The organism is Novacetimonas hansenii JCM 7643, assembly GCF_000964405.1.
Classification (GTDB): domain Bacteria; phylum Pseudomonadota; class Alphaproteobacteria; order Acetobacterales; family Acetobacteraceae; genus Novacetimonas; species Novacetimonas hansenii.
This window is the reverse complement of sequence record NZ_BANE01000068.1, coordinates 1-13,125: the sequence shown is the minus strand read 5'-3', so window position 1 is coordinate 13,125 and position 13,125 is coordinate 1. Positions and strand designations below refer to the sequence as shown.

The 13,125-nt window shown below is 61.4% G+C and carries 9 protein-coding genes; 4 read left to right on the top strand and 5 right to left on the bottom strand.

Annotation, left to right across the window (positions count from 1 at the left end):
* The coding region (phoU, locus tag B7G66_RS05645) for a phosphate signaling complex protein PhoU (protein ID WP_048858909.1) at positions 1–554 on the bottom strand (554 nt) is incomplete at its 3' end.
* Between the two features lie 206 nt (positions 555–760).
* On the opposite strand from phoU, the gene B7G66_RS05640 reads away from it, so the two are divergent.
* Positions 761–3,238, top strand: coding sequence for a TonB-dependent receptor (locus B7G66_RS05640; RefSeq protein WP_003621468.1), 2,478 nt, complete (start codon positions 761–763; stop codon positions 3,236–3,238).
* Between the two features lie 543 nt (positions 3,239–3,781).
* On the opposite strand, the gene B7G66_RS05635 is transcribed toward B7G66_RS05640, so the two are convergent.
* The 3 genes from B7G66_RS05635 to B7G66_RS18155 form a co-directional block, all read right to left on the bottom strand.
* Entirely contained in the window at positions 3,782–5,149 is a 1,368-nt protein-coding gene (locus B7G66_RS05635; RefSeq protein ID WP_141313050.1) for an MFS transporter, read from the bottom strand.
* A 63-nt stretch (positions 5,150–5,212) separates the two neighbouring features.
* On the bottom strand, positions 5,213–6,028 hold the full coding sequence (gene panB, locus B7G66_RS05630) for a 3-methyl-2-oxobutanoate hydroxymethyltransferase (protein ID WP_003621464.1): 816 nt from the start codon (positions 6,026–6,028) through the stop codon (positions 5,213–5,215).
* 514 nt (positions 6,029–6,542) lie between these two features.
* Complete coding sequence (locus tag B7G66_RS18155) at positions 6,543–6,788, bottom strand: hypothetical protein (protein WP_170213672.1); 246 nt, start codon at positions 6,786–6,788, stop codon at positions 6,543–6,545.
* A 10-nt stretch (positions 6,789–6,798) separates the two neighbouring features.
* Between B7G66_RS18155 and B7G66_RS05615 the strand changes: the two genes are divergently transcribed.
* Together B7G66_RS05615 and B7G66_RS05610 are read left to right on the top strand one after the other, a co-directional pair.
* A complete protein-coding gene (locus B7G66_RS05615; RefSeq protein WP_003621461.1) occupies positions 6,799–7,653 on the top strand; it encodes a glucosamine inositolphosphorylceramide transferase family protein in 855 nt (284 codons plus the stop codon).
* Between the two features lie 657 nt (positions 7,654–8,310).
* Positions 8,311–9,582, top strand: coding sequence for a hypothetical protein (locus B7G66_RS05610; RefSeq protein ID WP_371861423.1), 1,272 nt, complete (start codon positions 8,311–8,313; stop codon positions 9,580–9,582).
* 116 nt (positions 9,583–9,698) lie between these two features.
* Here B7G66_RS05610 and B7G66_RS05605 read toward each other — a convergent pair whose 3' ends face one another.
* Positions 9,699–10,364 (bottom strand): hypothetical protein, encoded by a 666-nt coding sequence (locus B7G66_RS05605; RefSeq protein ID WP_003621458.1) that lies wholly within the window; start codon positions 10,362–10,364, stop codon positions 9,699–9,701.
* 472 nt (positions 10,365–10,836) lie between these two features.
* Here B7G66_RS05605 and B7G66_RS05600 point away from each other — a divergent pair, with 472 nt between their 5' ends.
* On the top strand, positions 10,837–12,924 hold the full coding sequence (locus B7G66_RS05600; RefSeq protein WP_003621456.1) for an AAA family ATPase: 2,088 nt from the start codon (positions 10,837–10,839) through the stop codon (positions 12,922–12,924).
* The last annotated feature ends 201 nt before the right edge of the window (positions 12,925–13,125 follow it).

Here is a 13,125-nt window from a genome sequence, read left to right as displayed (position 1 = left end):
CCGATATTGCGCGGGTCCTCCATCATATATGTCACCAGTTCGCGAAACATCGCGGTATAGAGTTCATCGACGGCCGTATCTGACTGCCACACCTCATACGCCTTTTCGGGGTCGCGCTGCGTCATGGCGTCGATCGCGCGGCGCAGGTTGTCCTGCACCAGCCGTCCCATGCCGCGCAGCCCGCTGAGGGAGACGCGCGTGCCCAGCAGTTCGGTGCGCAGCGAACGCCGCGCGACCGACGCCGCGCAGTCGCCGATGCGTTCCATGTCCCCCGTGATCTTGAGCGCGGAGACCACCTCGCGCAGGTCGCCCGCCACGGGAGAGCGCAGGGCAAGGATGCGGATGACCATCGCCTCTACATCGCGTTCAAGGACATCGACCTGCGGGTCGAGTTCCGGGGCGGCGGCGGCGGCATTTTCGTCATGGTCCACCACGGCGGCGACCGCCTGCGATGTCTGGCGTTCCACCAGCCCGCCCATACGAACCATCATGGCCCGCAGCCGTTCAAGTTCCTGTTCGAAACTGCTGACGATATGTGTGGATTCCTGTCCCATCAGCCCCTGTCCCATTTCCGCGTCCGCCATGCGCCCGATCGGTACTGCGCATATTTCACCATGATTTCAGGGCTTACGGACCTGATCGAAGGTATATTATATCGCCTGCGCATTTCTTCCAAGGTGGAAAGCCGGGGACGGCGCTATTGTCATATTTCTGAAACATCAACATTTTCAAACGTTTTTTGCCAAGGAAACCGCCCTCCATGATCCCCCGCGCCCTTTCCCCGCGCCGCCCGGCGGGCACCTGCGCCATGCCACGCCATGTGCTGGCCGCCGTGATGGTCGTGATGGGGGGGGCGAACGGCACCACATGGGCGGCCACCCTCACCCCCGTCCCGTCCCCTCCCGGCGGGCCGTCACCTGCCCATGCGGCAGGGCCGCGCACACGCCATCTGGCCGCCTCCACCGCGCCCGCGACCACAGACGTGCGTACATCCGCGACCACGCCCGCACTCACGCACGAACACATTTCCGTAACCCAGGCACACCCCCACGGCCACCAGCCCGGCGGCGGCCTGCTGCGGGAGGAAAAGGCCCTGAAATCCGTCAGCACCATCGGCACGGATTTCATGGACAAGCAGGCCCCTTCGGCCACGGCGTTCGACATGGTCGCGATGTTGCCCGGGGCCAATGTCGCGACATCCGACCCGCTTGGCTTCTCGCCACAAACGAACATCAACGTGCGCGGCATGGGCGGGGATTCGATCGGCTACCTGCTCGAAGGGATGCCGCTGAACGACATTGCCTATTATAACGGCTATCCGGGACAGTTCGCGGATACGGAGAATTACCAGACCGTCTCCTTGGCCCAGGGGGCGGCGGATCTTGATGCCCCTGTGCTCAACGCGGCGGGCGGACTGATGGAAATGACGTTCCGCGACCCGGCCGAACATGCGGGCGGATATGCCGACGTGTCGTATGGGTCATACAACACCAACCGCGAATTCCTGCGGCTGGAGACGGGAACCCTTGGCCATACCGGCATCCGGGGCTTTGTCTCCTACTCCCACGGCTATACCGACAACTGGCGCGGGGTGGGGCATGACGAACGCCAGCATATAGATTTCAAGTTCCTGCGCGACTGGGGCAATGACAACCGCATCTCCCTCATCGGGACATGGAACACGATGGTCGCCAGCTACTATCCGCTGGTGGACAAGACGGACTGGAAACAGTCGGGGCCATTTGGGGCGGCGAACAACCTTGCACGCACCTATGACCCCAATGACGCGGCGGGCGGGGCGGATTACGCGCCGCTGTACCGGCAGCCCGAACGCATCTTTTATGTCGCCGCCCCTTCGCACTTCAACCTGACACACGGGCTGCGGCTGAAGATGACGCCCTATGCGCAATGGAGTTATGGCAACGACCCGTCGGGCACGACGCTGGCGGATGCCGGGATGTACGCCGAAGGGCAGGCAACACCACGCGGCGTTCCCGGCGTGGATGATCTGGTGCGCGCGAACTGGACGCAGAACAGCTATCGCGCCGGGGTCAACGCCACCCTGGACTGGCACATCGCCAACCATGACCTGGTACTGGGCGCATGGTACGATTATTCCGACGACAATGAAAAACAGCCCTTCACCGCCGTCAGTGCGAATGGCACCGCCGCCGATATCTGGGTGGACCGTATCAGCCGCACCATCCTTACACCCGACGGGCGGCAGCTACAGGCAGGTGGTTTCCATTCCATCGCGCAGACCAACGCCCTGTATGCGGGGGACCGGATGACGTTCCTGCACAGGCGCCTGCACCTTGAGGTCGGGTTCAAGGACGTGATGCTCGACCGGCATGGCAGCACGACCGACGCCGCGTGGAACCAGACCAACGTGAGCAGCAACACATCCATTCCCCTGCCGCGCATGGCCATCAGTTACCAGATCACGCCACGCCATCAGGTGTTCTTCAACACCACGACCAGTTTCCGCACCCCCGATGAATCCGCGCTGTTCACCACCTACAGCCCGATTACCGGCGCACTCGACCCCAGCAGGGTAAAGAACCAGTATTCCGTGTCGGAGGAGCTGGGCTACCGCTATTCCGGGACGTGGCTGATGGGGGGGGTCACGCTGTTCAACTATGACTTCACCAACCGCGAGATCCAGACCACCATCGACGTGAACAACGCGACCGTGGCCTCCACCCTCAATGGCGGGGGACAGACGACGCGCGGCGTGGATGTGGAGGTCGGGACCCATCCGTGGCACCACTGGAGCCCTTATCTGTCGGGGGAATACCTGCACGCCACCATCGACAATGACATTTCCGCCAATGGCGACCTGCTGCCTACGCGCGGCCTTACGGCGGTCAACAGCCCCACACTTCAGGCGTCTGCGGGCCTCAGCTATGATGACGGGCATTTCTTTGGCATGGCGAGCGTCAAATATGTCGGCCACCAGTATGCGACCTTCATGAATGACGAACGCCTGTCGGACCATACCACCGGCAACCTTGCATTCGGATACCGCATGGACAGCCATTATTTCCTGTCACGTCCCGAATTTCGCATGAACTTCATCAACATCACCAACCAGCATTACCTGTCCGGTGTCGCCGCCCCCACCTTCAACGCCCGCGACACCACGGGCGTGCATGGCACCACCATCGCGGGGCAGGCGCCGACCTATTACGTGGGCGGCGGGCTTGCGGTCCTGTTTACGGCCTCGACCGGATTCTGAACGCATCTTTGGAACGGACGACGTGATGGAAGAACAGGAGAGCGCCTGAAAACAAACCATTGATAAACAATAGAAAAAGATTTTTTGGTGTCGCCCTTTGATCGCAACAAGGCGATGTCTTCCGAAGCTTTTTGAAAAAAGCTTCACCAAAAACTTTTATGATTTCACGATCTTGTCGGACTTACCTTTTCAAACAGTCTCTAACAGGCTGTCGGGTTGGAAGCCAGAATGGACATTATTCATAACTCATGAGAATATATTTCTGTTTTTATGTTGAAAATTCTATTATTTTTGTAATTTCAGAAATATTTCTGCGTAAAAAATCCCAATCCGGCAGCCTACCAAGAAAATGGATAATACCAGACATTAGTATATTTTTTGAAATTCGATGTCCTGCAAAGATCTTTGGGAAAATATTTACTGAAAATTTTATCATTCCCACAGATTACTGCTTTAAATTTTAAAAACGTCCTTTCAGGATTTTCCCGAAAAACCTTGCAAAATATTGCATTTTCGAACGAGGTCGGCGACAGCCAGAGACTTCTATTCTTTTCTCAACAGCCTTCCGGCATCCATTACGGGACGCGGGCACAACAGCAGCACGCCCACCCCGGCCGCCACGAAGGCACAGGCCGGGATTGCCAGGAACCCGATCCCGATCCCTGCACGCGCCCCCGCCGCCTGTGCATGATCGCCCGCCACCAGCCCATATCCTGCCATCAGCCACGCCAGCATGCTGCCCCCACCATCAAAAGCCAGTTTCGACGCCGTGGAGTTGAGCGCCCATGCCAGCCCCGCCGTACGCACGCCGCTGGTGCGGGCGCCCTGCTCCACATATTCCGCCAGCAGTGCGAAACAGGCCGGATTGCACAGGCCAAGGCACAGGCCAAACAGACACATCGCCACCACCGTTACCGGCCATGATGGCGGGCACATCCATGCCAGCGCCAGCCACGTCCCGCACAGGCACGTCCCCACCCCCATCAGGCGCCGGTTGCCGCACCGCCGGGCAAGGGCCGCGCCACATACGCTGCCGCACAGGCCCAGCACATTCATCGCGCCCAGTATCCAGCCCGCGTCATGGTCACTGCCGCCAAGCACGAAGCGCACGTAATAAACCAGCGCACCAAACATGAAGGTCGATCCCAGCATGACGAGGATCATCGCCCCCGTCAGGCGCAACCACCCGCCATTGCGCAAAAGCGCACGCGCCAACACGCGCACGGGCTGCCGGTCGCGGTGCGCGCGGGCGCGTTCGTGGCACAGCGTGGCCACAAGCCCCAGCAGGGCGGCGACCACCACCGCAACCATGACCATGAACAGCATGAAACCATGCCGCCGGTCGCCATGGCCCAGCCAGTCCACGGCAGGCAGTGTCAGCACCGCAATCAGCAGCGTACCGCACCCTGCCCCCACCATGCGCGCGCTGGCAAGGCGCAGGCGGATGGCGGGATCATCCGAAATCAGGCTGGTCAGCGCGCCATAGGCTGTGTTGGACACGCTATAGGTCACGCACAGGCCCATATAGGTGAGACAGGCCCAGACATAACGTGCAATCCCCCCCGGGCCGCCAAACGGCACAAAGGTCAGGACGATCATGGCGGCAAACGGCAAAAGCCCGATACGCAACAGCGGCAGCGCCTGACGTCCCGCCGGGCGCCGGTCGATCACCACCCCCACCACCGGGTCGGCCACGATGCTGATGGCGCGCGCGCACAGCAGGATCACCGCCACGCAGGCCGGTGGGAACAGGCAGATGTCGGTATAGAAATATTCCAGGTAGCTGAGCATCAGCCCCCAGATGATGTTGAACGCCAGGTCCCCCGCGCCGAACGCCAGCAGTTCACGTCGGCCAAACGCGGGCGTTCGCGCCGCATCCGCCATGGCAGGGGAAAGGGGAAGGAGCTGCACCACACCGTCTCTGCTTCAGCAAGGTATCAGCATGGCATGCTTCCCCCCACCCGTCGATCCTCCTTACCCGCGTGTGCCGAAACACTGCGCATCGGTGGGAAAGCGGCGGTTACGCACGTCATCGGCATAACGGCTGGCGGCGTCCTCGATCACGGACCCCACCTCGGCATAGCGCCGGACGAAGCGGGGGGTGAAATCCCCGAACGCCCCGACCAGATCATCCACCACCAGCACCTGTCCGTCGCAGGCCACCGAGGCCCCGATGCCGATGGTCGGCACCGAAAGTTCACGCGTAATGGCGCGCGCCACGGGTTCGACCGTGCCCTCGATCACAATGGCGAACGCCCCGGCTGCGGCAATGGCGTGGGCATCTGCCGTGACCTTCGCCGCCTGAAGCGCATCACGCCCCTGCGTACGGAAACCGCCCGTGGCGTTGACCGCCTGCGGCATCAGCCCGATATGCCCGCATACCGGCACACCGCGCTGTGTCAGGAAACGCACCGTGTCCGCCATTTCCGCACCCCCTTCAAGCTTCACCGCACCGCAGCCCGTCTCTGCCATGATGCGTGCGGCATTGCGGAATGCCTGCGCAGGGGATTCCTGGTACGATCCGAACGGCATGTCCACCACCACCAGCGCACGCTGCGACCCGCGCATGACCGCGGCGCCATGGGCGATCATCATATCCATCGTAACGCCAACCGTACTCGGCAGGCCATAGACCACCATGCCCAGGGAATCCCCCACCAGCATGACATCCACATGCGCATCAAGCCGCTGCGCCATGGATGCGGTATAGGCCGTCAGCCATACGCCCGGCACCTCGCCCTTGGTCACGTCACGGATGGTACGGCGACGTGTCTGTGTGGTGGTACTCAATCAAGCCTCCTGCCAAAGGGGCGCAAGGAAACCCGGCAGGGCCCGCGCCACTGCACCCGGATATCGCAGCACGAACGTCCTTGTAAACATACGCGAAAACATACGGGCGATGGCAGGGGGCGGGGGCAGGAGGCGGGAGCGGTCGCGCGGGGACAAGCGCCAAGGCTTTCGAATCCCCATGCGAATCCCCATGGCACGTTCCCGTCCCCCATGACGGGATGGCGTCATCGACATCCCCGATGCAGATATGTCCGAGATACCCTGAATAAAGCGACCCGGCCCCCAGCAGCGCCCTTCCCCCAAGGCCCTTTCGCGGTTTTGTCCCTGCCCGACCTCCATGCACAGGGCCACGGCCATGACCACGGCGGGGAAACGCATGACCGCCCCCCTGACGCACCTGCCTTTTGCCGGACATGGCCTCTGCGCCTTGCCGGTGCGCGGAGGGTGAAATATGTGATAACCGGACATGCGATCCGCGCCAGTCGGCAGTCCGGGCCTTTGGTCGGAACTATGATCAGGGCAAGCGCCCGGAACAGCCGCGCCGCATATCCGGTGCAGGCAGGTCCATGCCCCGCACACCCGCCGCGTGCGGGAAATGACCCGGACACACAACGCCATCGCACAGGGCGCAGAAGGCAGGACGCAGGACGCAGGACGCAGGACGCAGGACGCAGGACGCAACGGTGCCTTCACCTGTCATTTCATGAAAGGACACGACATTGGGACTGGGACGCACCGACATCTGGCGCACAGGGATCATCCATGCCCCCATGACGCAGGTACTGCGCGATGGCGTGGGCGCGCATCCGGTTACATGGATCGACAATCCTGGCCCATTCCGCTTTATCGCCGACCCGTTTGGCATCTGGCGGGGCGACCGCCTGTATGTCTTTGCAGAAGCATATGATTACCGCGTGAAGATCGGGCGCATCGACGTGTTCGTGTTCAACCGCGCGCTGACGCTGCTGGAACATTGCCCGGTTCTGGTCGAACCGTGGCACCTGTCCTATCCCGTGATCGTGCCCGACATGGACGGCACAATTTACATGATGCCCGAATCCGGCCGTTCGGGACGACAGACCCTGTACCGCGCCACCGATTTTCCCTATCGCTGGGAACTGGTGGAGATGTTCGAATTCCCCGGTGCCGCCGTCGATGCCTCCCCCATTTTCCATGACGGACGGTGGTGGATATTCCACGCCCCATGGGGCAATTCCCCCATCGACCGTATCAGTGAACTGCACGTTGCATGGGCCGAACGCCTGATGGGGCCATGGCATCCGCATCCGGGCAATCCCGTGCGCCGCGACATCCGCAGCACCCGCCCCGGCGGCACCCCCATCATGACGGATAACGGGCTGGTACTGCCAACGCAGGAATGCGCCGCCACCTATGGCGGGGCGATCACGCCACTGCATATCACCACCCTGACACCCCAGCGATTCGAGGCCAGGGCCGCGCCGTCCCTGCACGCGCCCGCGGCCTTCGCCCCGTTTACTGACGGGTTGCATACGCTGTCGGCCGCAGGGGATGTGACGCTGTTTGACGCCAAACATACCGATCCCTCCATCGTGCGACGCGCGCTGGTTGATCTTGACCGCCTGCTGCTACGTCGCAGATCATGACCCTGCATTCATGAATACATTGATATGTAATAATAAAGACGTTGCCTTTTCCCCGGACAGGGCAACATCTTATCGCAGCATATGGGACAACGCCGCCCCCAGAACATTTATAATTTCAGCATGTTACTGACACTGTCTTTTACCGGCTTTTACCAGCGCCGTTTTTGTTTAAAGACCGTTTGAAAACAACTCATTGTCCAGAAAATGAAAACATTTTCAGGCGTGACCTGGGTCTTTGTGCAAATACCATGTCTTCCAAAGCTTCGTGGAAAATATCTCCCAAAAAAACTTCATTATTCCATAGGGTTATTGGAATGGACTCTTTATGTAGCCCTTAAACCGCCCCCATGATGCAACAGTTGCCCATACCCGAAGTAGAAATGTCAGGGAGCGGATATTTTTTCCCAATACCGCGACCATGACAGTGGTATATCTATTCCCGGACAGAAAAAGTCAGTGCCTCCTGACCTGATATATTATATCCAATTCATTGGAAATATACCCATCTCGGTCACGCCATGTTTCGCACGGGATACGTCACATTACACAGACATCATGAAAGATCGTGCTGTCTGCATCGACATCTGGCAGGCATGCCCTGACCAACCGCCATTCCCGTGTCAGGTGGAAAGTGCGACCTGTCCTATTTTTAACTTGATGTTAAGAACTGTTATCAATAAATATAGGCAGGCATCCTCCGCAACGGGGTTCCCCCCGTCCGGTTGCTGGCCGCGACGCCATCCGTCGCGCACCTATGTCCCCGGCATCCATACGTCAGGCCATGCCTGCACGCGGGATGCCGCATCAACCGCACACCATACCCACACCATCGCGGGCCATGGCTTCATACCAACCATGCGCCCCGCCAACTCGGCTACTGACCCTCCCTGCCCGCCGGACCAGACCCCATGGGCCAAGAAGGATCTTATGATGCGCGAAACCCACTGCACCCGGGCCGCCTGGCACCTGACCCATTCACGTCCGGAAATGCTGGTTGACTATTTCAACCCGTGGACGCCGATGTCACGGCAGGTCAGCATGCTGACACACCGTTTCAGCGTGGTTGCTGCCCTGTGCGAACAGGTTGGCGCGGATGACGAACTGGTGGTGTTGCGCAATGCACTGGCCTTTCACCTGCTGCGTGCGGCAACCTGGTGGCGCATCGACTTTGCCGCGCCACGCGTCGCAGGCATGCCCACCACGCGTTTCATGGCCCATATCCATGCCCATATCGACCGCGTGGCCGAAGATGAAAGCCTGTTTGACGTCCTGACATGGCAACATCACATGCGCCGTGGCGATATGTCGCATGTCATGGTGCTGGGCACCGACCCGCTGTGCCGGGGGGGGACGTCCATCCTGTACGGGCTTGACGGGCAAAGGCGCTTTCGCTTTGCCCTGCGCGAGGATGGCGCAGGCAGGGGCGTGGCATGGAATGCGACGGCGCACGGGGATTTCGTATCCACCTGCCTGGACGCACGCGCGCGCCACAGCATGGTCGAAACCCGTAACGAGGCATTGGGCGAATGGGAAGACGCACGCATCGAACATGCACGCGCGGCGAAATACCACATGCTGCATTTCCGGCAGGATACCTCACGCCCGGTCATCGACCGCTATATCGAGGTTCTGGGCGAAATGACGCGCTGCCGTTCGCGCTTTGGCCGGTTTGAATTTGGCAACATCCTGAACCACATTGCCTTCCTGCTGGTGCGCGCGGCGCATGAACGGCAGGTGTCCGTCGCCAGTGTCCTGCGTGAAGGCACGGCGCAACCGATCAACCTACGCGTGGCCAACAGCATCAAGAAACGTGCCCGCGCCTATGTCGCACACGGGGTGGACCCGTTATTGCAGGATGGACTTGATACGATGCTTGATAGTGTGGTTTCGGGATATTCACTGTCCGGACAGGTGCAGGAATCCGAATAAAGGCACGGGGTATCGCCTCTTTTCAAAAGGACGATACCCCGCGAAACCTTCTGGAAAAAAGACCCTGCCGCAACCGCCCATAACGGGCGGCCCCGGCGGGGCCGTCATCTGCATTATCAGGGCGTCTGGCGCGGTGCGCTGGCGCCGGGTGCCTGCGTCACGGTGGCGGACGGGGCGATGACGCGGTTCATCACCTCGAACGACACGGCGTCGGTCACGGTGACGTCAACGGTATCCCCCACCTTCAGGGTATTCAGGAAACCCTGCATCGCCTTTTCCCCGATCACTTCCGTGCGGGTGATCTCGTCAGCGTCCTCAAACGTGATCTGGTGCTTGGCGGGGTCCACCGCCAGCACATGCACCCGTTCGCGGCGGTTCGACACCAGCATGCCATGCGGGTGCAACCCGGCATATCCCTTGGCCGAGGTAATGGTCGATTCCGGCGGCTGCGTACCGGGCGGGACGATGGACGCGGCGATCGTCTTGAAGAAACGGATGTTGATCTTGTCACCTGCCTGCAGGCGCGGGACATTGCGGGCCTCGGGCGGGACGCGCACGGTCACGAGATCACCTGTGTGGTCACGCAACAGCACTGTTCCCGTCTCGTGATCCACGCTTTCCACCGTTGCGGAGGACACCTGATTCCCCACGATAACCGACGTGTCGGCCTGTGCGGGATGCGGGGCGGCGACCGTCGCCATCACGCCAAGCGACAGCGCCGCAAGGCCGGGAACAAAAGCGGACGACACATAGCGCGCGACCGCCGGGATCTTGATTTTCATATGGCTCTTTTCCGTCCAGAATCCAGGTTCTTGTAAATGCCTGCCTTCCCCACCATAGAGGCGGGCCAAGGTCTTGATCCAATACCGTATCGTACCGACATAAGGGTTAAGACGCTGTTTGAAAAGTCTGCCTGAAAAACATCACGCATTCACAACCAGGGCTTTTTGCGGCGCTTTTTTCAGGAAGCCCCGCAAAAGACGTCGCATTTTTTGGGGAAAGATGACGTCTGGAGAATTTTTTCTTTTTCTGTCAACAGGTTGTTTCCAAACAGCCCCCGGAACACATCATCCAGGACAACCCCCATGACGGGTGGGGTGCTTCCTCCTTGCTGGCGTGCAAACGTCAGGCATGGCGCCCGGTTCAGTGCGCATCCCGCAAGGCAGCCCCGAGGCGGACGCGGGGGGTGCCTTTTCGCACGACATTTTTTACCATGACCCGTATATTCCACCCAACAGCAGGAGATCCGACCCGATGCCGCTTGCCAAAAGCAGACGCCCGGCCCATCGCCGCGTACCCACCGCGCGCCCGTCGCGGGTAAAGGGGGACATGCGCCGTCTGCTGGACATGCTGTGTGCGTTGCATGGGTCGATCCACCGTGGCGCGCGCGATGCGGGGTCGCTGGTGCGGTGCGCGGTACAGGCGCAACCCGACCTTGGCCTGCCGGACAAGGCCCTGCCCGCCATGATCCGCCGCGACGGCGACGCCCCCCCCACCGCGACCGAATGGAAACGTCTGGGCCATGCCCTGGAAGAGGCACGCGACGCGCAGGCAGGGCATGGCGGCTACCTTGATGCATGGCTGTCGGAACTGCGTCGCGCGACGGGTCTGGACGATGCGGCGACCGATATCCTTGGCCTTGCGATGTGCTATCGCCTCAATGGCCATTTCGAGCAGTTGTGGGACGACCTGTGTGAAAACCGCTCCCGCGGGCCATTCCTGTGCGAGGACATCTCGCTGCTGCACATGCTGCTCAACCGTGCGGAAATGGAAATCGCCGCCGCCCTCGCCCCAGAGGGACAGTTACGCATGAGCGGGCTTATGAGCGTGGACGAAGATGGCGACATCACGCTGCTGCCGCGCCTGATGGCGTTGATGAACCGGCGCGCGCGCGTGGTGGGCGACATCCGTTCCCTCCTGCTGGGACAGCCACGCGGGGCAAGCCTGCCGTGGGAGGCGTTCGCCCATCTTGGCGAACAGGGCGAAATCGCGGCCAAGGTGCTGGCTGCCGCCGTGCGCGACCATGCGCCGGGCATCAACATCTTGCTGTATGGCCCCCCCGGCACGGGCAAGACCGAATTCGCGGCAACCCTTGCGGCACAGATCGGTGCGACACTGTATCCGGTGGGCGAGGCCGACAGCAGCGGCGACGAACCCTCCCGCCATGAACGGCTGGCGGACCTGCGGTGCAGCACGCGCCTGTTACGCAACACATCCTCCGTCCTGCTGTTTGACGAGGCGGAAGACCTGTTCACCACCGGCCTGTTCGAGGCCCCGCAATCCTACAGCCGCGTGTTCTTTCACCGGTTGCTGGAACAGGGGGGAACGCCGGTGATCTGGACGGCCAACGATCTGGAAATGCTTGGCCCCGCCATCGCGCGGCGCATGTCGCTGTGTATCGAAATGCGCCAGCCCGGCGTCGCGGTGCGTGCGCGCCTGTGGCAGGACATGGCGCAGGAGGAACAGGTGCCCCTGACGCCCGATACCGCCGCCCTTCTGGCGCGCGCCATTCCCGCCCCGCCTGCGATCCTGCGCAATGCGCTGCGTTCGACCCGTCTGGCGGGTGGGGATTCCACCATGGTCTGCACCATCGCCACCGGCATCACGCAGGCCGCGTCGGCAGGGCGGGTGGTGATGCCGCCGCCGGGCGGGGATGCGCCGTATGACGCCTCTTTGGTCAATGCCGACAGTGACCTTGCGGGGCTGGCGGCGCGCCTGTCGCGGCCGGGCGCACCGCGCGCGGTGTCACTGCTGCTGTCGGGGCCACCGGGAACGGGTAAAAGCGCGTATGCCCGCTACCTTGCGGATATGATGGAGCTTCCGGTCCTGCAAAAACGCGCCTCCGACCTGCTGGACAAATATGTGGGACAAAGCGAACAGAAGATCGCCGCCGCCTTTGCCGAAGCACGCGACACCGGCTCCTTCCTGATTTTCGACGAGGTGGACAGCCTGCTTGGCGATCGCCGCGCGGCCGAACGTAATTGGGAGGTCAGTCAGGTGAACGAAATGCTGACATGGATGGAAAGCCACCCGCTGCCGTTCGTATGCACCACCAACCTTGCCGCCCGCCTTGACCCGGCCAGCATGCGCCGCTTCCTGTTGCGCGCACGTTTCGACTATCTCACGCCACAACAGGCACGCCATGCGTTTGAACGGTTCTTTGACCTGCCCGCGCCCGAGGGGCTGAACCGGCTGCGCACGCTCACCCCCTCGGACTTTGCCCTGGTGGTGCGCAGGCAGGCCCTGCTGGACGTGCCTGCGACGCCGCAGGCGATGCTTGACCTGCTGGTGGCGGAAACCAGGGGGCGCGAAGGCAGCCAGACCATCGGGTTTTCGATGTAGGAACGCAGGGGTTGGGGCAGGGGCAGGTGCAGGCGCTGCGGCACCCGCACCCCACAAAACGGTAGTACCCTTTGCACCCCACGATCAGGGAGGTTGCGGGACAAAAAATCCCGGCATCACCGCAAGAGGCTGTTTGAAAAATCAGGCCCAATACCATCCTGAAATTATAAAGGTTTTTTGGTGAAGCTTTTTCCAAAAAGC

Excerpts from the sequence above, each read along its gene's own strand:
- B7G66_RS05615 (WP_003621461.1), top strand. The coding sequence starts at position 6,799 with ATGACGCAGGTACTGCGCGATGGCGTGGGCGCGCATCCGGTTACATGG.
- B7G66_RS05610 (WP_371861423.1), top strand. The coding sequence starts at position 8,311 with ATGTTAAGAACTGTTATCAATAAATATAGGCAGGCATCCTCCGCAACG.
- B7G66_RS05600 (WP_003621456.1), top strand. The coding sequence starts at position 10,837 with ATGCCGCTTGCCAAAAGCAGACGCCCGGCCCATCGCCGCGTACCCACC.
- B7G66_RS05640 (WP_003621468.1), top strand. The coding sequence starts at position 761 with ATGATCCCCCGCGCCCTTTCCCCGCGCCGCCCGGCGGGCACCTGCGCC.
- B7G66_RS05605 (WP_003621458.1), bottom strand. The coding sequence starts at position 10,364 with ATGAAAATCAAGATCCCGGCGGTCGCGCGCTATGTGTCGTCCGCTTTT.
- B7G66_RS18155 (WP_170213672.1), bottom strand. The coding sequence starts at position 6,788 with ATGATCCCTGTGCGCCAGATGTCGGTGCGTCCCAGTCCCAATGTCGTG.